This window comes from Natronorubrum thiooxidans (assembly GCF_900156475.1).
GTDB classification, from domain to species: domain Archaea; phylum Halobacteriota; class Halobacteria; order Halobacteriales; family Natrialbaceae; genus Natronorubrum; species Natronorubrum thiooxidans.
On sequence record NZ_FTNR01000003.1, the window covers coordinates 155,818 to 179,770 of the forward strand.

Annotated in this window: 27 protein-coding genes and 1 pseudogene; 15 read left to right on the forward strand and 13 right to left on the reverse strand. The window is 61.0% G+C overall.

What is annotated here, in order from left to right:
• Positions 1-65 precede the first annotated feature (65 nt).
• The 7 genes from tbsP to BW940_RS06035 all read left to right on the forward strand — a co-directional run bounded on the left by tbsP (position 66) and on the right by BW940_RS06035 (position 5,656).
• Positions 66-884, forward strand: coding sequence for a transcriptional regulator TbsP (gene tbsP / locus BW940_RS06005; protein WP_076608294.1), 819 nt, complete (start codon positions 66-68; stop codon positions 882-884).
• Between the two features lie 145 nt (positions 885-1,029).
• Positions 1,030-1,734 (forward strand): RNase P subunit p30 family protein, encoded by a 705-nt coding sequence (locus BW940_RS06010; RefSeq protein WP_076608295.1) that lies wholly within the window; start codon positions 1,030-1,032, stop codon positions 1,732-1,734.
• 30 nt (positions 1,735-1,764) lie between these two features.
• Positions 1,765-2,250: an Rpp14/Pop5 family protein gene (locus BW940_RS06015; protein WP_076608296.1), complete on the forward strand. Its 486-nt coding sequence runs from the start codon at positions 1,765-1,767 to the stop codon at positions 2,248-2,250.
• A gap of 4 nt (positions 2,251-2,254) precedes the next feature.
• Positions 2,255-3,022, forward strand: a complete 768-nt coding sequence (gene psmA, locus BW940_RS06020) for an archaeal proteasome endopeptidase complex subunit alpha (RefSeq protein WP_076608297.1) — start codon at positions 2,255-2,257, stop codon at positions 3,020-3,022.
• Positions 3,023-3,123: 101 nt separating this feature from the next.
• Positions 3,124-3,849 (forward strand): ribosome assembly factor SBDS, encoded by a 726-nt coding sequence (locus BW940_RS06025; protein WP_076608298.1) that lies wholly within the window; start codon positions 3,124-3,126, stop codon positions 3,847-3,849.
• 185 nt (positions 3,850-4,034) lie between these two features.
• A complete protein-coding gene (gene tnpA, locus BW940_RS06030) occupies positions 4,035-4,427 on the forward strand; it encodes an IS200/IS605 family transposase (protein ID WP_076608299.1) in 393 nt (130 codons plus the stop codon).
• On the forward strand, positions 4,427-5,656 hold the full coding sequence (locus tag BW940_RS06035; protein WP_076608300.1) for an RNA-guided endonuclease InsQ/TnpB family protein: 1,230 nt from the start codon (positions 4,427-4,429) through the stop codon (positions 5,654-5,656). The genes tnpA and BW940_RS06035 overlap by 1 nt, the downstream gene beginning before the upstream one ends.
• Positions 5,657-5,722: 66 nt before the next feature.
• Here BW940_RS06035 and BW940_RS06040 read toward each other — a convergent pair whose 3' ends face one another.
• Positions 5,723-6,031, reverse strand: coding sequence for an FUN14 domain-containing protein (locus BW940_RS06040; protein WP_076608301.1), 309 nt, complete (start codon positions 6,029-6,031; stop codon positions 5,723-5,725).
• 280 nt (positions 6,032-6,311) lie between these two features.
• Between BW940_RS06040 and hflX the strand changes: the two genes are divergently transcribed.
• From hflX to BW940_RS06055, 3 genes are all read left to right on the forward strand, one after another.
• The gene (hflX, locus tag BW940_RS06045; RefSeq protein WP_076608302.1) at positions 6,312-7,613 is read left to right on the forward strand and encodes a GTPase HflX; all 1,302 of its coding nucleotides are present in this window, start codon (positions 6,312-6,314) and stop codon (positions 7,611-7,613) included.
• Positions 7,614-7,712: 99 nt separating this feature from the next.
• Positions 7,713-8,870: a thiolase family protein gene (locus BW940_RS06050; protein ID WP_076608303.1), complete on the forward strand. Its 1,158-nt coding sequence runs from the start codon at positions 7,713-7,715 to the stop codon at positions 8,868-8,870.
• The gene (locus BW940_RS06055; RefSeq protein WP_076608304.1) at positions 8,867-9,226 is read left to right on the forward strand and encodes a PhlB family protein; all 360 of its coding nucleotides are present in this window, start codon (positions 8,867-8,869) and stop codon (positions 9,224-9,226) included. Before BW940_RS06050 ends, BW940_RS06055 begins: the two co-directional genes overlap by 4 nt.
• Here the strand turns inward: BW940_RS06055 and BW940_RS06060 are convergent.
• A complete protein-coding gene (locus BW940_RS06060; protein WP_076608305.1) occupies positions 9,223-9,990 on the reverse strand; it encodes a DUF7547 family protein in 768 nt (255 codons plus the stop codon). The genes BW940_RS06055 and BW940_RS06060 overlap by 4 nt on opposite strands.
• A gap of 88 nt (positions 9,991-10,078) precedes the next feature.
• Between BW940_RS06060 and BW940_RS06065 the strand changes: the two genes are divergently transcribed.
• Both BW940_RS06065 and BW940_RS06070 read left to right on the forward strand, forming a co-directional pair.
• Complete coding sequence (locus BW940_RS06065) at positions 10,079-10,831, forward strand: ribonuclease H-like domain-containing protein (RefSeq protein ID WP_076608306.1); 753 nt, start codon at positions 10,079-10,081, stop codon at positions 10,829-10,831.
• A gap of 59 nt (positions 10,832-10,890) precedes the next feature.
• Complete coding sequence (locus tag BW940_RS06070; RefSeq protein WP_076608307.1) at positions 10,891-11,328, forward strand: acyl-CoA thioesterase; 438 nt, start codon at positions 10,891-10,893, stop codon at positions 11,326-11,328.
• Between the two features lie 69 nt (positions 11,329-11,397).
• Here the strand turns inward: BW940_RS06070 and BW940_RS06075 are convergent, their stop codons facing one another.
• A complete protein-coding gene (locus BW940_RS06075) occupies positions 11,398-11,688 on the reverse strand; it encodes a HalOD1 output domain-containing protein (protein WP_076608308.1) in 291 nt (96 codons plus the stop codon).
• A 305-nt stretch (positions 11,689-11,993) separates the two neighbouring features.
• On the opposite strand from BW940_RS06075, the gene BW940_RS06080 reads away from it, so the two are divergent.
• A complete protein-coding gene (locus BW940_RS06080; RefSeq protein WP_076608309.1) occupies positions 11,994-12,401 on the forward strand; it encodes a MoaD/ThiS family protein in 408 nt (135 codons plus the stop codon).
• Positions 12,402-12,440: 39 nt separating this feature from the next.
• Here BW940_RS06080 and BW940_RS06085 read toward each other — a convergent pair whose 3' ends face one another.
• From BW940_RS06085 to BW940_RS06120, 9 genes are all read right to left on the reverse strand, one after another.
• Positions 12,441-14,072 carry an alkaline phosphatase gene (locus BW940_RS06085; protein WP_076608310.1) on the reverse strand — a complete coding sequence of 544 codons (1,632 nt, stop codon included), beginning with the start codon at positions 14,070-14,072 and terminating at the stop codon, positions 12,441-12,443.
• A 236-nt stretch (positions 14,073-14,308) separates the two neighbouring features.
• Positions 14,309-14,464, reverse strand: coding sequence for a hypothetical protein (locus BW940_RS21450; protein ID WP_159440157.1), 156 nt, complete (start codon positions 14,462-14,464; stop codon positions 14,309-14,311).
• Between the two features lie 86 nt (positions 14,465-14,550).
• Entirely contained in the window at positions 14,551-16,383 is a 1,833-nt protein-coding gene (locus BW940_RS06090) for an acetyl-CoA carboxylase biotin carboxylase subunit (protein ID WP_076608311.1), read from the reverse strand.
• 291 nt (positions 16,384-16,674) lie between these two features.
• A complete protein-coding gene (locus BW940_RS06095; protein ID WP_076608435.1) occupies positions 16,675-17,499 on the reverse strand; it encodes a carbon-nitrogen family hydrolase in 825 nt (274 codons plus the stop codon).
• Complete coding sequence (locus tag BW940_RS06100) at positions 17,499-17,945, reverse strand: SRPBCC family protein (protein WP_076608312.1); 447 nt, start codon at positions 17,943-17,945, stop codon at positions 17,499-17,501. The genes BW940_RS06095 and BW940_RS06100 overlap by 1 nt, the downstream gene beginning before the upstream one ends.
• 79 nt (positions 17,946-18,024) lie before the next feature.
• Positions 18,025-18,249 carry a DUF7123 family protein gene (locus BW940_RS06105; RefSeq protein ID WP_006067615.1) on the reverse strand — a complete coding sequence of 75 codons (225 nt, stop codon included), beginning with the start codon at positions 18,247-18,249 and terminating at the stop codon, positions 18,025-18,027.
• 93 nt (positions 18,250-18,342) lie between these two features.
• A complete protein-coding gene (locus BW940_RS06110; RefSeq protein ID WP_076608313.1) occupies positions 18,343-18,525 on the reverse strand; it encodes a DUF7525 family protein in 183 nt (60 codons plus the stop codon).
• A gap of 204 nt (positions 18,526-18,729) precedes the next feature.
• Entirely contained in the window at positions 18,730-19,089 is a 360-nt protein-coding gene (locus tag BW940_RS06115) for a hypothetical protein (RefSeq protein ID WP_076608314.1), read from the reverse strand.
• Position 19,090: 1 nt separating this feature from the next.
• A complete protein-coding gene (locus tag BW940_RS06120) occupies positions 19,091-20,635 on the reverse strand; it encodes an acyl-CoA carboxylase subunit beta (RefSeq protein ID WP_076608436.1) in 1,545 nt (514 codons plus the stop codon).
• A gap of 159 nt (positions 20,636-20,794) precedes the next feature.
• On the opposite strand from BW940_RS06120, the gene BW940_RS06125 reads away from it, so the two are divergent.
• Entirely contained in the window at positions 20,795-22,192 is a 1,398-nt protein-coding gene (locus BW940_RS06125; protein ID WP_076608315.1) for a sodium-dependent transporter, read from the forward strand.
• Between the two features lie 25 nt (positions 22,193-22,217).
• Here the strand turns inward: BW940_RS06125 and BW940_RS21030 are convergent.
• Positions 22,218-22,337: pseudogene (locus BW940_RS21030) on the reverse strand (glucose 1-dehydrogenase); the annotation flags it as partial.
• Between the two features lie 275 nt (positions 22,338-22,612).
• Between BW940_RS21030 and BW940_RS06135 the strand changes: the two are divergent.
• Positions 22,613-23,890 (forward strand): ABC transporter substrate-binding protein, encoded by a 1,278-nt coding sequence (locus BW940_RS06135; protein WP_076608317.1) that lies wholly within the window; start codon positions 22,613-22,615, stop codon positions 23,888-23,890.
• Positions 23,891-23,953: the final 63 nt, after the last annotated feature.

Sequence of the window (23,953 nt, forward strand, 5' to 3'; positions counted from 1 at the left end):
CAAGTTGTGACGCCAAAACGGCCAACAAAATTAAGTGCTTCGCAATCGTTTACTTCTGTATAGAGATGACCTCGAATTTACTCAACCACAAGATTGACGATATCCTCGAATCTGTCCTCGAGGAGGCGTCCGGGGACGTCTACATGGTCAATCCGTCGGCGGATGCCATCGAACAGTTCGTCTCCGTTGCGACCGCGTTCGACGGCGAGTTGCCGTCGGTGCAGATGCTCGCCGACGAGCGGACGCTCAAAGACGTCATGGACGACTTCATCGTCGCCTCGAACGCCGCCGATCTCATCAGCGAGGAGGCCCTCGGACTGCGAACGCTCGAGGAAGCCCCCGAGAACTCGCTGCTGATCACCGACGACCGCGTCATCGCGATCGTCCACGCCGGCAGCCGCGTCGGCGGGCTGATCACCGACGACGAGAGCTTCGTCGAGGACACCTACGACACCTACGCGGACCGCTGGGCAGATGCCTCCGCGTTCAATCTCCGAACCCCTCCGATTACGGCCGTCCGCGAGACGCTTGCCGAGGAGATCAGCGCCGACGCCGAAGCCGATTTTACCGCGATTCTCAACTCGCTCGAGACCGCCCGCGGCGACGGCGACGGACTCGACGAAGTCACCATCTCACTGCTGGTCGCCGCGAAAAACGAAGCCCTGCTCTACGATATCAGCAAGTGGGGGGAAGACGTCGGAATCGCCTCGAAGGCGACCTTCAGCCGGACGAAGACCAAACTCGAGGACATGGGTCTGATCGACACCGAAAAGGTTCCGATCGACGTTGGCCGACCACGCCTGCGGCTGAAGATCGGCGACGACCGACTCCGTGAGGCCGACAACGGTCAGCTCGCGACGGTCGCCCAGTCGATTCTCAACTGACGGTCTCTCGCTCTATTCGCTTCGTTTCGGTGGGGAGCAATGCGTCTCGGTTCGCTCACGCGTCCGGCTGATTCTAGATTCTAGATAGGCGTCCTCGCGGCCGCATGGCGCAAACCCCAAGTCGCCGCCGTGAGACGACTCGAGTATGTACGAGGCCGTCCACGCCCACCCCGATGGACAGAGCACGGTCGCCAGATTCGCCAAAACGGCGGCCGACTACGGCTTCGAGGGCGTGGTCGTCCGCAACCACGCCGACTCGCGTGCCGAATACGACGCCGACCGGATCAGCGAAGCCTACGGGATTGACGTCGTCTCTGGCCTGGAGATTCGCGCCACCAATCCACAGGAAGCCGGCGGCTCGGTGGGTAACTATCGCTCCTCGAAGACGATTCTGGCGCTTCACGGCGGCACGAACGCCCTGAACCGGTTTGCCGTCGAAAACGAGAAGCTCGACGTCCTCACCCATCCGATGGCCGACCGCGGCGACGTCAACCACGTGCTCGTCAAAGCCGCCGTCGAGAACGGCGTCCGACTCGAGTTCAACCTCTCGGGGGTGCTTCGCAAGAGCGGGGGCCAGCGGGTCAGAGTCATCCAGTCGCTTCGCAAACTCAAAGAGATCGTCGACTACTACGACGCGCCGTACGTCGTCAGCGCGGATCCGACCTCCCATCTCGAGTTGCGCGGGCCACGAGAGCTACAGGCAGTCGGTGAACAACTCGGTTTCTCGAGTGAGTTTATTACCGAGGGATTGACCGAGTGGCAACGGCTCGCCGAGCGGAATCGACGGATTCAGTCCGAGTCGTTCATTGAGCCCGGTGTCGAACGAGGGCGATATGAAGAACAGCGTTGAGGAACACGCGCTCTGGAGTGTCTGGAAACGATGAAACACCTCCCGAAACATCTCCAGCCGCGCTGGCGGTATCTCGCCGTCGAACTTGAGAGTTGGCCCGGAGAATCCATCGGGCGGCGAGCCTTCCAGCGTGAGTGTTGGTATGCGGCCCAGAACCTGCTTGGCGATCCGGGGAGCGCTCGAGCCGATATGACAGTCATCAAGTTCGAGTGTACCGGCAAAACCGGCGAGGCGATCGTTCGCGTCCGTCGTGGCGAGACGGACCCTGCTCGTGCGGCGCTGTCCTGTATTGACGAGATAGACGGTGCACCCGTCGGAATTTCTGTCTGCGGTATCAGTGGCACGATCCGTGCCGCTGAAGAAAAGTATTTAGGACGCCGTGAGCAAGATTCTAAAGAGAGAAACGTCGTGTTCGGGAACGAAGAGCGAGTCGCCGTCGTGCAGGAATGCGTTGCAGATGTGCGACTCGATGAGGCGTTCGTGGGTGCGACAGACCTCGATTGCGATTTAGTGTGAGACTATGCAGGGACAACAACAACAGCAGGCATACGACCGAGGTATCACGATCTTCTCGCCGGACGGCCGACTCTACCAGGTCGAGTACGCCCGCGAGGCGGTCAAACGAGGAACAGCGAGTATCGGCGTCCGAACGAAAGATGGCGTCGTTCTCGCCGTCGACAAGCGAGTCCCCTCCCCGCTGCTCGAGGACTCGAGCGTCGAGAAGATTCACAAGGCCGACAACCACGTCGGCATCGCAAGCGCCGGCCACGTGGCTGACGCGCGCCAGCTGATCGACTTCGCTCGACGCCAGACGCAGGTCAACCAGCTGCGCTACGGCGAACCGATCGGCGTCGAGACGCTGACCAAGGAAGTCACCGACCACATCCAGCAGTACACGCAAGTCGGCGGTGCCCGCCCGTTCGGCGTCGCGTTGATCGTCGGCGGTATCGACAACGGCGAACCGCGGCTGTTCGAGACCGACCCGTCGGGGACCCCATACGAGTGGAAGGCCCTTGCCGTCGGCTCCGACCGCGGCGAACTGCAGGAGTATCTCGAGGAGAACTACGACGAGGAAGCCGACCTCGACGGCGGCATCGCGCTCGCACTCGACGCCCTCGCGTCGGTCAACGAGGGTTCGCTGCTCCCCAACGAAGTCGGTCTCGCGACGATCGACGTCGAGAGCGAATCCTTCGAGCAGTTCGATCACGACACGATCGAGTCCCACCTCGAGGAGAACGACCTCCTCGATGAGGGTGAAGAGGGCGACGCTGACGAAGCCGACGAGTAATCGACCACCGATTCCGTTTTCCGTTTTGACGACCACACACGTCCCATGCGAGAGCGACCGGCAGGAAAAGCTCTTTTAACGGGCCGGGGGTATGCTTCGGTATGATATCACTCGACGAGGCAGTGACGGCACGACTCGAGTCACACGGGGCGCGCTTCGAAGTGTTGGTCGATCCGGAAGCGGCACTGGCGATCAAACGCGATGAGTTCGACGGTGACCTCGAGGAAGTCATCGCCGCGGAGGACGTCTTCGAGGACGCCTCGCGTGGCGACCGGCCAGCCGAAAACGACCTCGAGAACGTCTTTGACACGACGGAGCCACTCGAAATCATCCCCCAAGTCATCAAACAGGGAGAGATCCAGATCACGGCCGACCAGCGCCGTGAGATGCAAGAGCAAAAGCGCAAACAGCTGATCGACACCATCGCGCGCAACGCCGTCAATCCCCAGATGGACAACGCGCCGCATCCGCCCGAGCGCATCGAGAACGCGCTTGAGGAGGCCGGCTTTACCGTCGATCCGATGGAGCCGGTCGAGACGCAGGTCGACGAGGCGCTCGATGACCTTCGGCCGGTGATCCCAATCCGGTTCGAAGAGGTGACGATCGCGGTACAGATCCCCGCCGACTACGCCGGCAGTGCACAGGCACAGGTCCGCCAGTTTGGCGACCTCGAACGCGAAGAGTGGCAGCCCGACGGCTCCTGGATCGGCGTGATAACATTCCCAGCAGGGATGCAAAACGACTTCTACGACGTCGTTAACGAACACACGAGTGGGAAAGCGGAGACGGAGATCGTCAAGGACAAAGACGATCTCAAGACTCGATAAGACACGCGGGCAGGAGTCGGTTGCGGCCGATCCACTGTGCTATCTTTAAACAGCGAGAGAATCCCGCCGTTTACGGCGGGCGTGAATCGCGTCGGTTGATTACGCAAACCACGAGCTACAGCCAACCGAATACCTCACGTCACAAGGTTTAACATAATTGGCCGAGTAGAATATAGTGAGGCCAAATGAAGTACAACCTTCAAACCGGGTCGCACACGGTCTATGCACTCCAATATCACTTTGTGACCGTCACGAAGTGCCGTGCGACCATTCTCACCGAAGAAATCGCAGAACGTATCGGCGAGATTGCGAACGAACTCTCGGAAGACTTCGGGGTCGAGATTCAGAACGTGAATGGTGGGGCCGATCACATCCACATCTTGTTCACCGCGAAACCGACCACTGACATGACGAAGTTCATCAACTCGCTGAAGGGCGTCACGTCACGGAAGGTTCGGAGTGAGTACCCCGAAGTGAAACAGACGCTCGAGGATTCGTTCTGGCAACCGGGATATTTCCTCGCCAGTACTGGCCAAGTGGGTATCGACGTTCTCATGGACTACGTGGAGGATCAGTAATGTCGGCTACGGCGACTAAGACACTCCAAGCGACGCTTGCTCCGCCTACGGCTCACAAAGAGGAGAAGCTACAGGATACACTCGGGACGTACCGTGAAGCGTTAGACGACGCCTTCGAGAGTGGCGAGGACACGATGAACGGCGTCAGTGACGTGGTGACGCCATACGACCTTCCGTATCAGGCGAAAGCTGCTCTGTGCAACTACGTCCCGAAGCTTCGGAAGACGTACAACGCCCGTGAGATCGACGACGAACATCCACTCCGACTCACGAACCAAGCTGCGAAGTTCGACCACTCGAGCGAACGTGAACACGAGTTCACGTGGTGGGCACCACGGCCAGGCCGTGGTACGAACTTCTGGATTCCGCTTCGAATCAACCCGGATCAAGAAGACCTCTGGCACGATCTCCTCAGCGAGGATGCCAAGGCCGGTCAGATCCGGCTTCAACGCCACCGGAAGAATTGGGTACTTCACGTCACCGTCGAGTATCCGATTGAAGAACCGACTGCGGACGGTGACACCACACCAGTCGGGCTTGATATTGGTGAGACTGCGCTAATTACGGCCTGTGGCCTTAAGCACGGTACACCGACAAGACCCGTTCTCTGGAGTGGCAAGCGTGCGAAACACCTCCGAAAGGAAATGTCGACCACGCTTCAGCGACTACAGGAACGCGATGCTGAATGGCGGATTGACGAACGGTTCGACTACTACCAGAACGCGCTCACGGATATCCTCGAGAAGGCCAGCTGCGAGGTCGTCGGATACGCTGGCACCTTCGAGAACCCGGTGATCGTAATGGAGGACTTGACGTACATCCGTGAGAACTTGGACTACGGCAAGTACATGAACCGGCGACTCCACGCATGGGCCTTTGCACGGCTTCAGGATCGTGTTGAGGACAAAGCGACGGAGGCCGGCATCCCGGTCGAATACGTGAATCCAGCCTACACGTCCCAAACGTGCCATGAGTGCGGACACATCGGGAAGCGAAGTACGCAAGCAGAACTCCGATGCACGAACGACGAGTGCCACGTTTCGACATTTCAGGCGGATATCAGTGCTGCTGCAAGCATCGCTCAACGGGTCGACCCGTGGGGAGAGAGTTGCACTTGGAAAACGTGTGACGATGACTCGCCACAGGATGGGAGCGGTTGTGACACCGCCGTAAGACCACCCAAGCCGAGCGCACCTACGCAAATGACGCTTGGAGCGTATGAGTCTTAAAACCTTACCGGCAAGCCCGGTATTCCCCATGCGTGGGAAGCCTCGCTGTTTACGGCGAGGAGGATGTCACCCCCTGTGAAATCCGATCAGGAAGCCACTGGTAAATCCAGCGCCGACTGATAACATCGAGAGCACCGATTCGAACCAGTGGTTGGCCTGTGTCTGTGCCTGCCGTTCGATGAGTCCGACCGAAAGGCGGTTCCAGTCGACGATGACGATTTCCTGTGACTCGAGATATCGGAAGGCCATCAGCTGGACGCCGATGATGATCGCAACGAGCTTTGCGACCTGTTTCGTCGCGAACCCCAACACCCCACCGAGGACCGCGCTGCCACCGAACTCGAGGGCGAGCGTGGCCGGATCGACGTCTAGCATCACGGCTTCGTATTCGAGTCGGCAACAATGACTGTTGTGATCTCACGAATTGGCGATCCGCTCGAGCACGGGATTCAAGACCGTCGGGCGCGTACTGGAATGTATGATTACTCCGTCCAACGGAGGTGTGTGGCCGGCATTCCTAGCGTGATCGGGCACTCGCCGCGCCGACGACAGTGCCGGCGTGACCGGCGCACGCAACGGCTGGCTCACCGGATCGACGAGCGGTCCGTCTCGAGTCGCCACGACTGCCCGAGTGACACCCACAGTTTGTAACCATATGAGAGCACTTATCGCCAAACGCGTCGATTCCGGAACACCAGATACGAGCGAAATCCGTGAGCTCGCCGAAGCGGCGGGGTACACCGTCGTCGGCGAGGTTACCCAGTCACGGCGGGCCGATGCCGCCCTCCAGCTTGGAGAGGGGAAAGCCGAGACACTCGCCGAGGAAGCCGTCGCGACCGACGCGACGACCGTTATTTTCGACAACCGGCTCGGTCCCTACCAGACGTACAACCTCGGCCAGTTGCTACCCGACGGCGTCGAAGTCATCGATCGGTTTACCCTGATCCTCGAGATTTTCGGCCAGCGCGCCCAGACGCGGAAGGCACAGCTTCAGGTCGAGTTGGCCGAACTCCGATACGAACTGCCCCGTGCCGAGGCCAAGACCAGCCTGGCCAAACGCGAGGAACATCCCGGTTTCATGGGCCTGGGTGAGTACGACGAGAGTCGCGAACAGGACATCAAAAACCAGATCAGCCGGATCAGGGACGAACTCGAGCAGATCGAACAGACCGAAGAGCAGCGCCGAGAGCGCAGACGCGACTCCGGGTTCGATCTGGTCGCGCTTGCGGGCTACACGAACGCCGGGAAATCGACCCTGCTGCGCCAACTCGCCGACGATTTAGCGGTCGAGGAGAACGACGGCCTCCATCCGGATCTCGATCCCACCGCCGAATCCCAGGATAAGCTGTTCACGACGTTGGGAACGACGACCAGACGCGCGGCGATCGAGCCACGAGACGTGCTGGTGACCGACACCGTCGGCTTCATCAGCGATCTGCCCCACTGGCTGGTCGAGTCGTTCAAATCGACGCTCGATTCGGTCTACCGGGCCGATCTGGTCTTGCTCGTCGTCGACGTCAGCGAGGACATCGACGAGATCCACGAGAAACTCGTCACCTGTCACGACACCCTCTATGAGCGCAACGAAGCGCCGATCGTGACCGTGTTGAACAAGATCGACGCGGTCGACGAGGACGACCTCGAGGAGAAACGCGCAGCGCTTTCAGCGCTCGCACCGAACCCGGTGACGGTCAGTGCGAAAACGGGAACGAACATCGACGCGCTGCTCGAGCGGATCGACGCGGAGCTGCCGGAGTGGCAAGAGGAGCGACTCCTCATGCCGATGACCGACGAGACGATGAGCGTCGTGTCGTGGATCCACGACAATGCGAACGTCGACGACGTCACCTACGGCGACGAAGACGTCATCGTCGAGTTCGAAGCCCGTCCTGCAGTGATTTCACAGGCGCGTTCGCGCGCGACCGAGTTGCGAACGGCCGCGGCGGAGTCTGCGTAGGGACCGTCGAACCGGTTTCCGAACTCGAGGCCGTGACTCGTGACAGCCGAGCGTACGCTTACCCTTACATATAAATTGTTGACTATAATTTGGTAAGCTATGGAACGTGTTGCAGTAATCGGAGCCTCAATGACCCAGTTCGGGCAACGCGAGAGCTGGATTCTTGACCTCCTCGCAGAGGCGGGAATCGAGTGTCTCGAGGATGCAGGTGTCGACGCCGAAGATGTCGAGCATCTGTACGTCTCAAATATGGCCAGCGGCGAGTTCGAAGGCCAGACAGGTGTGCCGAACGCGTTGGCACACGACCTCGATGCGATGCCAGCGTACACCCAGCGTGTCGACCAGACGAGTTCCAGCGGCGGCGCAGGGATCTACGCGGCCTGGCAGTCGATCGCCAGCGGCGCAAGCGAGATGACACTGCTCGTCGGCGGTGAGAAGATGACTCATCGGACGACCGGCGAAGCGACCGACGTCATCGCGTCGCTGACCCATCCTGCCGAGTACAAAACCGGCGTGACGCTGCCGTCGTTTGCCGGCCTCACGGCGCGCCACTATCTGGAACGGTTCGACGCACCCCGGGAGAGTCTCGGGAAAGTCGCCGTCAAGAACCATAAAAACGGCGTCGACAACCCCCATGCCCAGTTCCAGAAGGAAGTCGACTTAGAGACGATCCTCGAGTCGCCGATCGTCGCCGACCCGCTGCGGCTGTACGACTTCTGTCCGATCACGGACGGCTCGGCCGCACTCATGCTCTGTCCCGAGTCGGTCGCGAAAGAGTACACGGACGAGTACGTCGTCATCGCCGGTATCGACGGGGCGACCGACACCCACGTTGTCCACGAACGGGAGGATCCGACGATCATGGGCGGGGTCGTCGAGAGCGGCAAGGGAGCCTACAAGATGAGCGGCTACGGCCCCGACGACATCGACGTCGCCGAACTCCACGACATGTTCACCATCCTCGAGTTCCTCCAGATGGAGGGGCTCGGCTTCGCCGACCAGGGCGAGGCCTGGAAACTCGTCGAGGAGGGCTACACCGAGCGTGACACCGGCGAGTTGCCGATCAACACCTCCGGTGGGCTCAAATCGAAAGGCCACCCACTGGGAGCAAGCGGCGTCGCACAGGGTGTCGAGATCTACGAACAGCTCATGGGTGAAGCCGGCCCACGACAGGTCGACGTCGACATCGGCCTGGCCTGTAACGTCGGCGGCTTTGGCAACTGCGTGATTACCACGATTATGGAGGCAGCACAATGACGATGGAAGCGTACGAGTACGAGGACGGCTCGATCAGCTACCCCGGGCACCCACGCGGCCCCGGCGGCACGGAACCAGTGGACACGATCGACCTCAGCGAGTATACCGCCGAAGTAGTGACATGGACAAAAAGTACGGCCACCCCACCCGGTGTCCGCGAGCCCAACACGCTCGCGATCGTTGAGTTCGATGTGGAGGGCGAGTCGGTGCGTGCGATCGTCCAACTCACGACCGACGACGTCAAGACCGGCGACGAAGTCGAGCCGGTCTACACCGAAGAACTCCGCGAACCCGGGGCCGGCATCCGGGAACCCGACAGTCAGGACTGGGACGGCTACCGGTTCGACCCAGTCTAGCGTCCGGAATCGGTCCCGTCGGGATCAGCGTCGTCGTCGTTCTCGGGCACAGTCGTCTCGTCGTTCTCACTAGCGGCCCCGTTTTCATCGTTTGCGCTCCCGGACTCTCCGTTGTCAGTATCGCTCGAGTCCTCGCTCTCGTCCCCGTACTGGTCTTTCAGCGTCTCGAGTTCGGCATCGACGTCGACGCGAGAGGCGGGGTCATCACTGTCTTCTGGCTCGTTGGGATGGCCCTCCTGAATATCGATTCGAATCGAATCCGTCGCGTCTGCCTGTCGCTGTTCGACGTCGGTTCCGACGTCCCGCAGTCGGCTATCAACGTCGTCACGTAACTCGCGTGCTTCGGTGAGTAACTCGCGTGCGCCTTCGTCAGCAGGCAACGTTCCGTCGGTTGCGGCCTGCTGTAGGCGAGCCAGCACGCCGTCGAGCTGTGAGAGCGTCGTCTGCCGGAGCTCACTTGCTCGCTTGCTCGTGGCGCTCGTCGCCTCGGTCGTTCGGTCGCGAACGTCCCGTTCGGTCCGTGCGAGTGCAAGCGCCCGCTGGAACCCCTCGAGCGCGCGCACGCTGGCCTCGAGGATGGCGATCGTCGCGGGCAAGGCGACCTCGTCGGTAAAGGCAAGGAGTTCTCGAGGCGTCGGTGGCCGCAGTGTTGGCGGCCGACGTCGTGAGCGGCGCTGTGTGGACTCGAGTTCCTGCTGGAGGTCGTCGATCGTCCGCGTGAGGTCACGGACGGCCGCGAGGAGTTCATCGTCGTGGTCGACCATACACGGTCTACGGGAGCCGGTCCCAAAAGCCGGCCGGTCACCGTCGCGATCCAATCGCTTTTAGTCCACTCGCGACCCTGAAGCTGGTGTGCGAATCGAGAACAGCTTCATTCCCGTCCGCGGCGTCGGGGAAACCACCGAACGACGCCTCTGGCAGCAGGGAATCACCCACTGGGACGAGTTCGACGGCAGCGTCGTCGGCGAGACGTTGGCCGACCGTATCGAGACGTTCATCGACGAGGGCCGGACCCATCTCGAGCGCGGTGACGTCGCCCCGTTCATCGAGGCACTGCCGGCCGCCAGCCGATGGCGGTGTTATGAGAACGTCAGCGAGCAGACCTGCTTTCTGGATATCGAGACGACCGGGCTCGACGCGACGATCAACGACGTGACGACCGTCAGCGTCCATCGGGGCGGCGAGACGAAAACGTTCGTCAAAAATCGAGATCTGACAGCCCGACGGCTCGAGACCGAACTCGAGGCGTCGTCGCTGCTTATCACCTTCAACGGCCAGCGTTTCGACGTTCCCTTCCTCGAGACGTGTTACGACCTCGAGGTGACGACACCGCACGTCGATCTCATGTACCCCTGTAAGAAGATCGGACTCGACGGTGGCCTGAAAACGATCGAACGCGAGCTCGGAATCGACCGTGACCGACCCGACCTCAGCGGCCGAGATGCCGTCCGCCTCTGGCACGAGTACGAACGCGGCGACGAGGGCGCACTCGAGACGCTCGTCGAGTACAATCGCGCGGACACGCGAAACATGGAGCCGTTGATGGAAATCGTCGCAGATCGGCTCCACGAGACCGTCTTTGAAGCTGCCTGTGTCGACGAATAACGGGCCAGCTGTGCGTCGATAGGTACCTATACGGCGATTGATACCGTCGACAGTCGACAATGGGCGACGATATCGGCAACAGCGACGACAGCGACGATTATGTGGTGGCGATCGACGTCCGGCTCCGAGATATCGACTTCATGGGCCACGTCAACAACGCGACGTACGCGACGTATCTCGAGGAAGCCCGCCAAATGTACTTCAGAGACGTCGTCGGCGTCTCGCTGGTCGACGTCGGAACCGTTCTCGCAAATCTCGAAATCGATTACGTCCGACCGATCGAGGCCGACGCGGACGTTACGGTTGCCCTCCGTGTACCAGACCTCGGCACCTCGAGTCTCCCGATGGAGTACGAGATTCGGGCAGATGGGAATCGAGCGGCGACGGCGCGAACCGTGCAGGTGCTCGTCGATCAGGAGACGGGCCACTCGAAGCCGATTCCGGACGACTGGCGAGCGCGGATCGCCGCGGCCGGGAGTGACGATCGGAACGACTAACTCGATCTCCACACCGATACACGATAACTGTGCGATGGGGTGTGTATCGACGGTCAGCAACTCCGAGAGTTACCGGGTGCCGTCTTGCTCGACGGCCTCGACCTTGCCACTGCTGTCGACGATGATCTGATAGCCACAGAAGGGGAATTCAACGGACCCATTGGCTCGCTTCGAACCGTCTTCTCGGGGCGCAAAGAGCATATCGAGCGCTTCCGGATTGATCACATCGTACAGCGCATCGTACTCCGGCGGTTCGATCTCCATCGGGTCGACGCCCTCTTGTTCGGCAACGGCTGCGATAACATCGAAACTTACTGAATGCAGATCGGCAGTGTCCGTGCGATCGACTGAGAGTAGCATTGGGCGGACTCTTACTGTCATCGACTATAAATCCTCTGACGTCAATCTGAACTTGATGTATAGATCGCCACTCTAATGTACAAACTCGATCCTTAGTGTATATATTACGAGCTTATACTAGTATGATATTAGCACGGTGATTATATTTGTATTTCTTCACGTAGTAATATTCAATCTACAGGCACCCATTGTAGCCACATACGCGATGTCTCACCGGGTGCGACCGCTTTCGAAACGTTCGTGAACGGCGTGTTACCGAACATATTCGGAAGTGGAGTTTCACCGAGTGAACCCATCCATCCGATATGGCAACCGAAACAGCTCAGAAAGCGCGAGAAGAGCAGGGCCAGCCACAAACGACCGTCACCGTCCGCTGTACTGGTCACATCCGCGACGCCGTCGGAACCCACGAACTCGAGTTCACGTTCGCGGGCGACCGACTTCGGGAGTTCCTCGAGGCGTTCTTTGCGGTCTATGACGTCGAAGACCTGCTTATCGCCGAAACCGAAGCCGATGCGACCGCCCACGGCTGGGCACCGGTCCCCGACGACCTCCCTGGGACCTGGCGCAAGAACCCCGAGGGCGATCAGACCCGGACCTACGCCCGCGTCTGTATCAACGGTCGGTTCAACGAACACTTCGAGGGGTTCGAGACGACACTCGCGGACGGCGATCGGGTCGCGCTGATCTACCCGTTTATGTTCTGTTGTTGAGCGTGGCCAGTTCGGCCAAGGCGTGAGGATCCGAGTCGCCTAGAACTGGTGAATCGCGTTCTGGCGGTTGGCTGCTCGGTCGCGGCCGCGGTTACGGGGCTGTGTTGCAGGCTCGGGTCGTCCCTGCCCGTCTGCGATTGCTAACACGTCGCCGTAGTCAACGATGCCATCGCCCGTCGTGTCGAGCGCGCGCTGGACAGCCGTTTCGACGGGGCCGACGTACCCGACACAGGCGATGTAGGCGTCGCGCGGACCGCGTGGGCCATTGCGTTTTATCCGTTGTTCCCAGCGCTCTAAGTCCCGTCCCTCGGGCATCTCGAGGGAGTCGCCAAACAGCATGAGCGCCGTGATGGTCGCTGAGAGGTCGGTGTTGTCGAACCAGCCAGTAAAGCGACCGTCCCCGAGACCGGCAGCGACCACTAACTGAGCAGGGCCGGTGTGGCGTGTCGACGCCCAGCCAACGCCGAGGTAGTCGGCGGTGATCTCGGCGACAGCATCCGAGAGCGCCCAGCCGTCGCTCCCACGTTCGTTTTCGATTCGGGTCGCCTCCTCGGCCGTGATGGTCACATCGAGCGTCTCCTCGATGACCGCACGAGCCGATTCGCCGTTTTCGATACGCTCGGCGATCGCACCACAGGATGCCGAGGCGTTCTTGATGCACTTGCGGGCGATAGGGGCACCGTAGTCCGTCCCGGTCGCCATCCCGCCGGTCTCGTGGTCGGACGTGACAACGACGAGCGTGTCGTCCCGATCAGCGGCGTACTCGAGCGTCCACTCGACGACCTCGTCGAACTCTTTGGTCTCGTCGACGGTCGTCTGTACGTCGTTGCCGTGTTCGGCGTGGTCGATTCGGCCACCCTCGACCATGAGGAAGTAGCCTTCCTCGCTTTCGAGTCGGTCGACGGCTGCTGCGGTCATCTCGGGCAGCGACGGGATCGTGTCGGGGCGATCGAGCCGGTAGGTGATGTGGCTGTGATCGAAAAGCCCCAGCAGCTTGCCGTCGTCGGCTGTCTGAAGGTCCGAGCGGTCGTACAGGACGTCGTATCCGATCGTCTCGGCGCGCTCGAGTTGATCGTCATCCCACTCACGCCGGCCGCCGCCGAGCAGGACGTCAATCTCGTTCTCGAGGTACTGATCGGCGATATCGCCTTCCTGTCCGCGGTTGGCGACGTGGGTCGCATACGTCGCAGGGGTTGCGTGAGTCAGTCGCGTGGTCGTGACGAGACCAGTCTGTTTGCCGACGGCCTTCGCGATCTCGGCCTGTCCCATGACGGTCGTCAGTTCGTCGCTATCGGCCCCATCTGGACCGTACACGCCGACCTGGCCGTTGAACGCCTTGAGGCCGGTCGCCAGTGCAGTGCCGGCAGCGGCGGAGTCGGTGACCGCTCCGGACCGCGAACTCGTTCGGTTGAATCCGGAATCGACGAACTCCTGCATCGAAAGCTCGTTCTGAACTGCCTTCGACATCGTCAGGTCGTCGTAAACGGTGCTCGTCGTCTCGATGGGATCGAACCCCATCCCATCACCGATGAGGACGATGACGTTGTTGACCCCAGGATGCCCCCGTAGCCCGTTCCCTTGGTTGCCGTTCTCGGCCGTTACCTGTGTGGTTCCCGTCGAACCGAGCAGTCCTGCCGCAGCCAGCGTGCCCATGAAGTGTCGTCGTCGCATGATGCAGGTGATCGATCGGAGAGCAGCGCATAATACGTTTATAATAGAGATAAAATAATCTCCTAATGTGCGTGGAGAAGATTAAAGAAAAACAGTGAGTAACGATATCATACATCTCTGTTCGTGACGATCGGAGACCCACTCACGCTCACCGTCTGAGAACAGCTACGAACTGTCGGTTCCAGCTGTCGAATCGCCGCTCGAGAACGCGCACCGACGGTTCAGCGACCGGTCAACTAATCTGCAGCACCACCGGTCGCCGCGAGCGCCTGCAGTCGCGAACCGCCGCGGCGCTTGCGGCGGCGACGCTTTCGAGGTGTTTCCAACGGCCCGTCTTCGGTTTCACGGACGAATAGCTCCCACTGTTGCTCCAGGTCGGCCCGTCCGGCCATCTCCACCCGCTCGAGTGGCCGAACCTGTTCGTGGCGCCCGGTCGAAAAAATCGACTGCTGGTTGCGGCTGTTCGATTGCCGCGGCGTTACTCGAGGACGACCAGTACGTCGCCCATGTCGACGCTCTGGTCCTCTTCGATGGCGATTTCGGTGACGGTGCCGCCGTTCGAGGCCACGATGTCGTTTTCCATCTTCATCGCCTCGAGGACGACCAACACGTCGCCGGCAGCGACCTCGTCGCCGACCTCGACCTTGATGTCGAGGATCGTGCCCTGCATCTCGGCGTCGACGGTCTCGCCGTCACCCTCGATTTCGGTTTCGCTACTCGAGCCACCGGCCGGCTCCGGACGGCTGGCCTGTGCGTTGCCACCGGTATCGATGTCGCCGGCCGGAATCGCGGGTGCGCCGTGTTCCTCGAGTTCGACCTCGAAGCGTTTGCCGTTGACTTCGACGGTGAACTCGCGTTCGACGCTCTCCTCGTCGTCGCTTTCACCGTCGCCGGTGTCACCGCCCCACTGCTCTTGGGCGTCGTCGATGCGACTCGGATCGAGTTCATCGTCGAGATACTTCGTCGTGTGTGTGCTTTCGACGAAGCGCTCGTCGGTGAGCATCAGGCGGTGGAAGGGGATAATCGTCGGGATGCCTTCGATCTCGTACTCCCGCAGGGCACGCAGCGAGCGCTCGAGACACTCGTCGCGGTCCTCGCCCCAGACGACGAGTTTGGCGATCATCGAGTCGTAGTCGGTGACGAGTTCGTCGCCCTGACGCAGCGCGTCGTCCATGCGGACGCCGACGCCGCCCGGCGGATCGTACGTCTCGAGGGTCCCGCCGGTCGCGGGCGCGAAGTCGTTGGCCGCGTTCTCGGCGTTGATCCGGAACTCGATTGCGTGGCCGTCGATCGAGACATCGTCCTGTTCGAAGTCGAGTTCCTCGCCGGCGGCGATCTTGAGCTGTCGTTTGACGATGTCGATCCCCGAGATCTCCTCGGAGACGGTGTGTTCGACCTGAATCCGGGTGTTGACCTCGAGGAAGTAGAAGTTCGTGTCCGCCCCGAGTGGGCCGTCTCGACCGGGTTCCTCTTCGACGAGGAACTCGACGGTCCCGGCGTTGGTGTAGTCGGCCGCGGAGACACCGCGACGGGCTGCTTCGGTTATCTTTTCACGTAGTGCATCCGACAGCGCCGCCGACGGGCCTTCCTCGATGACCTTCTGGTGGCGGCGCTGGAGCGAACAGTCACGCTCGCCCAGATGGCAGACGTTGCCGTGCTGGTCGGCGACGATCTGAACCTCGATGTGACGCGATTTTTCGAGGAAGCGCTCGAGGTAAACCGAATCGTTGTCGAAGTAGGCCTCACCCTCACGCTGGGCGCTCTCGAGTTGGTCCTCGACGTCGCTTTCGTCTCGGACGACCTTCATCCCGCGGCCGCCACCGCCGCCTTCGGCCTTGATCGCGATGGGGTAGCCGTGTTTCTCCCCGAACGCTTTGACTTCCTCGTGGTCGGTGACGGGATCGGTGGTTCCGGGCACGATCGGAACGTCTGCTTCGTCCATGATCGATCGGGCCTTGGTTTTCTCGCCGAGGGCTTCCATCGAGTCGCCGGACGGGCCGACCCAGGTGATGCCCTCAGTTTCTTCGACTTTGCGGGCGAACTCGGCGTTCTCCGCGAGGAAGCCGTAGCCGGGGTGGATGGCGTCGGCGTCCGCTTTCCGTGCGGCATCAATGACGGCCTCGTGATCGAGATACGAGTCGGCCGCACGGGCCGGGCCGACGTTGTACGCCTCGTCGGCATAGCGGACGTGCCCCGAGTCCTTGTCGGCCTCGGAGTAAATCGCGACAGTCCCGACATTTAGCTCCTCGCACGCACGCATTACTCGAACGGCGATTTCCCCACGATTCGCTACCAGAACCTTCCTAAACATTCCTGTGAGAACCAACGCGAAGCCCCTACCTTACTTTTTCGCAACGGGTCGCTCGAGGATGGATATCACAGTCGCTCCAGGAGGCGGAAACTGTGTGCCTAGCTAATAGGACGACGATGAAGACGAAGATGAGGAGTGGGCGCGGAGTCGCTCGTTCCCGGGAAACGAGCGTGCGACGGGCCGGAGCGACGCGCAGTGCCGGTCGTGACGTGAAAAGCGCCGTCAACCGGCATCCGTACTACCGAGGCGTAGAATAAAAAGACAGCGGTCGATCTTCTGGACTCTGGACGGCTATAGTCGCCGGTCGCGAAGCGCCGGAAACTCCTCGCGGACCCGCTCGAGCGCCCCGAGATCGAGCTCGGCCATCACCAGCGCCGGCTCGTCGCCGCTCGAGGCGAGCGTGGTTCCCCACGGGTCATAGACGGTCGATCGGCCGAGCAGCGTCGCGTCCGCGCGCTCGAAGTGGCCGGAGCCGTTAATCGTCGCGACGAACGCCTGGTTTTCGATCGCGCGCGCTCGCGAGAGCGTCTGCCAGTGTTCGACGCGGGGGTAGGGCCATGCACTCGGAACGAGCACCAACTCCGCGCCGGCGTCGATCAGTTGCCGGTAGAGTTCCGGAAATCGCAGGTCATAGCAGGTCGTTGCGCCGACGGTGACGCCACCGATCGTCGCCGTCTCGATGCGCTCGCCGGGGACGAGCAGCTCCGATTCCGCCGACTGGTAGCCAAAGAGGTGGTGTTTTCGGTAGACGAGCTGTCGGTCGCCGGTCGCATCGAACAGCGCAGTGGTGTTTGCGAGCCCCTCGTCGGCCGGTGTCTCGACGGTTGCAGTCGCCGCTAGATCCTCGACAATACTTCCCGCGAGGACGGCAATCTCGTGGTCGGCAGCGGCCTCCCGCAGCCGTGTGAACGTCTCGCCCTCGAAGGGTTCAGCGTGGCGCTCGTAGCTGTCGAACGCGAAATAGCCCACGTTGAACAGTTCGGGGAGCGCAACGAGGTCAGCACCACGCGAGGCAGCATGTGAGACCGCTTCGAGTGCGCGTTCGACGTTCGCCTCGATCTCGGTCGCCTCGACGTGGATCTGGGCGAGTGCAACGCGAAGTGTGTCGTTGGTCATCATCGGTCCTCGGATTGGGTCGTCTGCAGGTCGCGCTCGAGCGTGCGTCGGAGGTTCTCGAGTTCGCCATCCAGGTTGCGTTTGAAGAATTTCTCGACGCCGGGCAGTTTGCCGTCGACGACGAAGTGGTTCTCGAGTCGCGTACCGGTGTCGGTCTCGACGATCTCGTGTTCGCCGGTGACGGTCATCACCTTCGATTTGCCGACGAACTTGACGTACGTCGGCGGCTCGCGCGTGACGTCTTCGGTTTCGACGCGAACCGTTTTGCGCACGAGCGGGATCGGTAACTCGACGTGCCACGTCACCCGTCGACCGTCCGGATCGTCGACGGAGTACTCTTGGACAACGCTGATTGCCCGCGCACGGTTTTTTGGATCGGCAATAAACGCCCAGACGTCCTCGGGGGCTGCCGACAGCTCGAACGAACGGTCGACCCGTACAGTCATGCCACTAACTGAGACCGTCTGTGATAAAAAGACCGCGGCCCAGGCTCGAACATCGAACGCGGCGTCGCAAGCGAAGCGATCAACTGAGCGTAACTTTCCACGTGGTCGAGCGAGCCCGACCCCACTTCTCGATATCGACGTCGTCCGATTTCTCCGCGAGGTGGGGGAGCCGAACGCCGACCTGTTTCGACGAGAGTCCGATTGCGTCGGCAATGTTTTTCGCCCGGAAGTACTGTTCACCTCGGGCGGCACTCTCTCTGAGATACGAGAGAATTCGCTGCTCTTCGTCGGAGTAGTCGGTCATCGTCCGTAGCCGCCTATACGGTGTCGTTGCTCTTAACTGTTGGCGGACATTCGGCGACCAACCGCCGGACAGGACCGGGATCGAGGCGCAGTTCTAGTAGAGGTGGATCCCGACGACTGCGAGCGAACTAAAGATCATTGCCGCTGCAAAGCCCCATGCTGCCGTGGTATCCGGTGCGCCGGTAAACATCAGCAGTGCGCCGATGGTTGCAGCCGTGCCAAGCGCAAGCGCTAGTCCAACATTCATGTCCGTCGTTGACTCGGTTTCAGTGGCCATACTCGGGGGTTGTGGGTGATGCATATTAAAGAGTTTGACAGCAGAATGCTCGAGCCACCGGGGCCGGAACCGATACGGGTTGCTGTACCGATGTCCCGGCGCGACCGCAGGACTGCTCGTGGTTGCGCCGGAACTGACGTACAGTAGACCGTATGAAGGTGGTAGCCCTCCCAACCGCGATCTTACTGAGAGACGGCAGCCGGCTCAGAACCGGCTCGTTCGGCCGGCAGCCGACCACGGATCCGTCGGCGCGTCACGAGGCACACGGACGGTCCGACTCTGGTGGGCCTGTACGCGGCCAGCAAACGACCAGCGCTTGCCCTCCCAGGTCTCCCCGCCACTTGCCGCCGCTGCCGCGGCGACAGCGAGCGCGTGATCGTGAAGATGTGCCCCGATTGCGGCGGCGATCGCGGCCGCTTCTTCTTCGGTGGCGTCGTCGGGAATATCGAGTTCGACGTCGGAGAGGACCGCCTCGAGCGAGGCAGGTTTGCCGGCCGATGGCTGTGGTCCTGAATCGGCGGCGTATCTGTCGTCGACTTCGACGTTCGACTGTTGTGACGTCATCTTACAGAGGGATGTTCCCGTGTTTCTTCTCCGGTTGCTCCTCGCGTTTCGTCTCGAGCATCTCGAGGTCGGCGATCAGGCGTGGACGCGTCTCGGTTGGCACGATGACGTCGTCGAGGAAGCCTTTGTCCGTCGCCGTGTAGGGGTTGGCGAACTCCTCGCGGTACTCCTCGATGAGTTCGTCACGGAGTTCGTCGGGGTTGTCGGATTCGGCGAGTTCGTTCCGATACAGGATGTTGACGGCACCCTGTGGCCCCATGACGGCGATTTCGGCGGTCGGCCACGCGTAGTTGACGTCTGCGCCGAGGTTCTTCGAGGCCATGACACAGTAGGCCCCGCCGTAGGCCTTCCGGGTGATAACCGTCAGCAGTGGGACGGTCGCTTCAGAGAAAGCGTACAGCAGCTTTGCGCCGTGGCGGATGATCCCACGGTGTTCCTGATCCGTACCGGGCATGTAGCCAGGAACGTCGACGAAGGTGACGATCGGGATGTTAAACGAGTCACAGAAGCGGACGAACCGCGACCCCTTCATCGAGGCGTCGACGGTGAGCGTGCCAGCGTTGACTCGAGGCTGGTTTGCGACGATACCGACCGAACGACCGTCGAGTCGGCCGAAGCCGACGACGATGTTCTGGGCGAAGTTGTCCGCAACCTCGAAGAACGAGCCCTCGTCGACGACCGAGTCGATGACGTCGGTCATGTCGTAGGGCTTTTGCGGGCTCGGCGGCACGATGGTCTTTAATTCCTCGTCACGCCGATCCGGATCGTCCCACGGCTCGACACGCGGTGGGTCCTCGACGTTGTTCTGGGGGAGATACGAGAGCAGACGCTTGATGTCGTCGAGCGCCTGTTCTTCGCTCTCGCAGGCGAACTGGGCGACACCGGTCTTGCCGGCGTGGGTCATTGCCCCGCCCAGTTCCTCGTGAGTGACTTCCTCACCGGTGACGGTCTTGGTGACGCCGGGGCCGGTGATGTACATGTGGCTCGTGTCTTTCACCATGAAAATGAAGTCGGTGATCGACGGCGAGTAGACTGCACCGCCCGCACAGGGGCCCATAATACCCGAAATCTGTGGGACGACACCGCTGGCTTCCTGGTTGCGCCGGAAGATTTCGGTGAAGCCAGCGAGACTCTTGACACCTTCCTGAATACGCGCGCCGGCAGAGTCGTTGAGTCCGATGACCGGTGCACCAACCTCCATCGCCATGTCCATTACCTTACAGATCTTCTCGGCGAACACCTCGCCGAGCGAGCCGCCGAAGACGGTAAAGTCGTGTGCGAAGACGAAGACGGTTCGGCCGTTGACCTCACCGTAGCCCGTGACGACACCGTCGCCCGGCACTTTCTTCTCTTCCATGCCGAACTGGCTGGTCTGGTGGGTCCGGAGCTGGTCGAACTCCGTGAAGGTTCCCTCATCGAGGAAGTAATCGATCCGCTCGCGGGCGGTCATCTTCCCCTTGTCGTGTTGTTTTTCGATTCGATCTTCGCCGCCACCAAGGCGAGCCTCTTCGCGAAGATCCTCGAGTTCGTCGATGCGCTCTTCCATCGTCATGCTCGAAACACCCCTATCGGATTCATACGGGTTTCTGCGAGGACCAACAGGAAAAGGATTCCGTAACTCTTTCACGATTAATAACCGGACGAGGGGGAACTGATAGCAGGGGTATAAAAAGTTATATCTGACCGCTCTTTTAATCAGGGGGATATGGTGCAACGCGAGACATGGGCAACAAGAACAGGCTTTATTCTGGCTGCGGTCGGGAGTGCAGTCGGGTTGGGGAACATCTGGCGATTCCCGTTCGTTACGGGTGAAGGTGGTGGATCGGCGTTTCTGTTGGTCTATCTCCTTTTCGTGGCACTGATCGGGTTTCCGGCGATTCTGGCGGAGTTCGTCGTCGGCCGCAAAACCGAACGGAACCCGGTCGGCGCGTTGATGGAACTGGGCGGTAACACGTGGAAATACGTCGGTGGTGTCTTCATCGTCACCGGGTTCGTTATTCTCTCGTACTACAGTGTCGTCGCAGGGTGGTTCATTCGGTACTTCCTCGAGGGCTTCCGCGGCAGCTACGGGACCCTCCTCGCGGGACACGAAAGTGCCGCAGCCGAAGCCGGAGTACCAGCGGCCGCGGTCCTGTTTGGCGAACTGTCGACCGGGCTCGACGCCTTCGTCTTCCACACGCTGTTTATGGCAGTGACGATTGGCGTCGTCGCACTCGGCATCCGACGCGGGATCGAACTCGCAGTGAAGGTGATGGTGCCGGCGATCCTCATCTTGCTCGTTGGGATGGCTCTCTGGGCGTTTACGCTTCCCGACGCTGGTGCCGGCTACGAATACTACCTCTCGCCGGAGTTCGGCGTGATCGCCGACAACTGGGCGACGTTGCTGCCAGCCGCCGCCGGACAGGCGTTCTTTACCCTCTCGCTTGGGATGGGTGTGATGATCACCTACGCGTCCTATCTCGGTGAAGACCGTAACCTGACCAAAGACGGACTCACCATCATCGGCTTCGACACCGGAATCGCGTTCTTGACCGGGTTAGTCGTCTTCCCCGTCTTCTTTGCGGCAGGGATCACTGAGCCGGGTGAGGGTGGTGCCGGTGCGATCTTCGTCTCGATGACCGAGGCGTTTGCGACCATCGGTGGCGGCCACATCCTTGGCTTGCTCTTTTTCGGCACTGTCGCGATCGCAGCACTCTCGAGTGCCATCTCGCTGCTCGAGGTCGTGACGGCGTACGTCATCGACGAGAAAGGCGTCGAGCGATGGAAAGCAGCACTCGGTATGGGCGGAATTATCTACCTGCTGGGAGTGCCAGTCACCTACGATCTGATCTTCCTCGACCTGCTCGATGGTTTCGCCGACGGCATCCTGCTGGTGTTCGGTGCGCTCATGCTAGTGATCCTCGTCGGCTGGATCACACCGAAAATCGCCATCGAAGAACTCGAGAAAGGAATCGGTAACCTCGGCGGACTCGGGACGGCCTGGATCTGGGCGATTCGTGTGCCGATCCTCATCGTCCTCGTCGTCACGCTGTATCTGGGTGTCGAGGGCTACGTCGAATTCCTCAGCAGCGACTTCGCTGACTGGATCGGCGCGAACCTGTAACGGACGACGACTCTTTTCGCGATTGTCACGTCTCGGCGTAGACGGGCACCGCAGCACCGCTTGTCACTGCTGTGCCGTCGCTACAGAGGACGGCAAGCATATCCGCGATCTCGGCCGGCTCAACCCACGAGTTGTGATCCGCGTTGGCATCATGGAATACGGTGGCTCCCTCTCGGAGGACTGCATCCCATGGTTGAGCGACAGATAAAACGGTCATAGAGCACACGACGTTACGGCTGTTTCTTTCCGCCTGGTCTCATCGAAACGGTGTGGCTCTACGGTAGCGATTGCACGATTTCTCCACATGTGGTCGTATCGTGCCATGGCGATACGAAGTCGAGACGGTATCCTGTCCGATACCGTATCAATATAGATACTGTTCGGGAAAGGTATATATAGAAGACATTGCCACAATTACCCATGGTGCAGAGACTCAATCGAAGACGTGTTCTCGGCGGTATCGGTGCGACAGGTGTTGTTGGCCTCGCCGGCTGTATCGGGGATGAGGGCGACGTTGAGTCCGGGGGACCGGACGTCCTGAACATCATTGGCTACCCGGAGAGCGGAATTCAGATCTTCCGTGATTTCTACTCCGACTTCGACAACGGAACCGAGATCATCGTACCTGACGGGATGCAAGATGGGGACCTTCCGAACGAAGTCGGCAACGAAATGGCAAACGTTACCGGGACGGGACCGTCCTCGGACGGCCCGAACGAAGACGCGTACACCGACCTCTACGAGGACGAGTACGACGAAGCCCCAGGAGTTTTCACCGCGCACACGTTCGACGCCGTTGCCGTGTGCATCCTGGCGAACATCGCGGCCGGCGAGAACGACGGCGAAGCGATCCGCGGCCAGATGCGACGGATCGCAAACCCCGAGGGCGACGAGTATGGACCGGGCGAACTCGAGGACGCAGCCGCAGCGGCTGCCGACGGCGAAAACATCAACTATCAGGGGGCCTCGAGCACGGTCGACTTCGACGACGTTGGCGATCCAGCGGAGGCAGCCTACGACGTCTGGGAGTTCGACGACGGTATCGAAACGGTCGATACGGTCACGTTCGAAGGATCGGAGCCCGGCGGCGAGATGGACGACGACGCCCCCGGCGGAACGGACCGCGACGACGTGATGGTCTCGATGTTGCTCCCGGAGACGGGTGACCTGGGACAACTCGGAACACCGATGGCCCAAGCGGGCGAACTCGCAGCAGACCAGTTCGCCGGGACCGATTTCGACATCGATCTGCAGGCCGAGGACACCGAGACGGACGAGGACACCACCATCAGTAACGGCGGTGCCCTCATCGACGCCGGCTACCCGACGATCGTCGGCGCAGGTTCGTCCGGTAACACCGTCTCCTTCGTCGGGAACAGCAGCAGTGCAAACGTCGTTCAATGTTCGCCATCCAGTACGGCGCTCAGCCTCTCGAATATCGACGACGACGGCTACTTCTTCCGGACTGCTCCCAGCGACCTGTTGCAGGGGCAGGTCATGGCCGAAGTCGCAGCGAGCCGCCTCGAGGCGGACACGGTCGCGACGCTGTACGTCAACAACGACTACGGCCAGCAACTGTCTGAGCAGTTCGTCGACGCATTCGAAGAGGAGCAAGGTGGCGAAGGACTCAACCAGGTCTCCTTCGAATCCGAACAGGGGTCATACAGCGGCGAGCTCGAGTCCGCGCTGTCGGACTGAGCGGCGATCGAACCCCGATCCGATTTTTGACTGGTATCGTCTCTCTCGAGTCATAGTCACCGC

What these genes read in the sequence shown, in the direction of transcription:
- BW940_RS06055 (WP_076608304.1), top strand. Translation starts at nt 8,867, where the DNA reads ATGACGATGGAAGCGTACGAGTACGAGGACGGCTCGATCAGCTACCCC.
- BW940_RS06080 (WP_076608309.1), top strand. Translation starts at nt 11,994, where the DNA reads ATGGCAACCGAAACAGCTCAGAAAGCGCGAGAAGAGCAGGGCCAGCCA.
- tbsP (WP_076608294.1), top strand. Translation starts at nt 66, where the DNA reads ATGACCTCGAATTTACTCAACCACAAGATTGACGATATCCTCGAATCT.
- BW940_RS06125 (WP_076608315.1), top strand. Translation starts at nt 20,795, where the DNA reads ATGGTGCAACGCGAGACATGGGCAACAAGAACAGGCTTTATTCTGGCT.
- BW940_RS06015 (WP_076608296.1), top strand. Translation starts at nt 1,765, where the DNA reads ATGAAACACCTCCCGAAACATCTCCAGCCGCGCTGGCGGTATCTCGCC.
- BW940_RS06050 (WP_076608303.1), top strand. Translation starts at nt 7,713, where the DNA reads ATGGAACGTGTTGCAGTAATCGGAGCCTCAATGACCCAGTTCGGGCAA.
- BW940_RS06025 (WP_076608298.1), top strand. Translation starts at nt 3,124, where the DNA reads ATGATATCACTCGACGAGGCAGTGACGGCACGACTCGAGTCACACGGG.
- BW940_RS06085 (WP_076608310.1), bottom strand. Translation starts at nt 14,072, where the DNA reads ATGCGACGACGACACTTCATGGGCACGCTGGCTGCGGCAGGACTGCTC.
- BW940_RS21450 (WP_159440157.1), bottom strand. Translation starts at nt 14,464, where the DNA reads ATGGCCGGACGGGCCGACCTGGAGCAACAGTGGGAGCTATTCGTCCGT.
- hflX (WP_076608302.1), top strand. Translation starts at nt 6,312, where the DNA reads ATGAGAGCACTTATCGCCAAACGCGTCGATTCCGGAACACCAGATACG.
- BW940_RS06075 (WP_076608308.1), bottom strand. Translation starts at nt 11,688, where the DNA reads ATGCTACTCTCAGTCGATCGCACGGACACTGCCGATCTGCATTCAGTA.
- BW940_RS06090 (WP_076608311.1), bottom strand. Translation starts at nt 16,383, where the DNA reads ATGTTTAGGAAGGTTCTGGTAGCGAATCGTGGGGAAATCGCCGTTCGA.
- BW940_RS06040 (WP_076608301.1), bottom strand. Translation starts at nt 6,031, where the DNA reads ATGCTAGACGTCGATCCGGCCACGCTCGCCCTCGAGTTCGGTGGCAGC.
- BW940_RS06070 (WP_076608307.1), top strand. Translation starts at nt 10,891, where the DNA reads ATGGGCGACGATATCGGCAACAGCGACGACAGCGACGATTATGTGGTG.
- BW940_RS06095 (WP_076608435.1), bottom strand. Translation starts at nt 17,499, where the DNA reads ATGACCAACGACACACTTCGCGTTGCACTCGCCCAGATCCACGTCGAG.
- BW940_RS06110 (WP_076608313.1), bottom strand. Translation starts at nt 18,525, where the DNA reads ATGGCCACTGAAACCGAGTCAACGACGGACATGAATGTTGGACTAGCG.
- BW940_RS06115 (WP_076608314.1), bottom strand. Translation starts at nt 19,089, where the DNA reads ATGACGTCACAACAGTCGAACGTCGAAGTCGACGACAGATACGCCGCC.
- BW940_RS06010 (WP_076608295.1), top strand. Translation starts at nt 1,030, where the DNA reads ATGTACGAGGCCGTCCACGCCCACCCCGATGGACAGAGCACGGTCGCC.
- psmA (WP_076608297.1), top strand. Translation starts at nt 2,255, where the DNA reads ATGCAGGGACAACAACAACAGCAGGCATACGACCGAGGTATCACGATC.
- BW940_RS06100 (WP_076608312.1), bottom strand. Translation starts at nt 17,945, where the DNA reads ATGACTGTACGGGTCGACCGTTCGTTCGAGCTGTCGGCAGCCCCCGAG.
- tnpA (WP_076608299.1), top strand. Translation starts at nt 4,035, where the DNA reads ATGAAGTACAACCTTCAAACCGGGTCGCACACGGTCTATGCACTCCAA.
- BW940_RS06035 (WP_076608300.1), top strand. Translation starts at nt 4,427, where the DNA reads ATGTCGGCTACGGCGACTAAGACACTCCAAGCGACGCTTGCTCCGCCT.
- BW940_RS06105 (WP_006067615.1), bottom strand. Translation starts at nt 18,249, where the DNA reads ATGACCGACTACTCCGACGAAGAGCAGCGAATTCTCTCGTATCTCAGA.
- BW940_RS06135 (WP_076608317.1), top strand. Translation starts at nt 22,613, where the DNA reads ATGGTGCAGAGACTCAATCGAAGACGTGTTCTCGGCGGTATCGGTGCG.
- BW940_RS06120 (WP_076608436.1), bottom strand. Translation starts at nt 20,635, where the DNA reads ATGGAAGAGCGCATCGACGAACTCGAGGATCTTCGCGAAGAGGCTCGC.
- BW940_RS06060 (WP_076608305.1), bottom strand. Translation starts at nt 9,990, where the DNA reads ATGGTCGACCACGACGATGAACTCCTCGCGGCCGTCCGTGACCTCACG.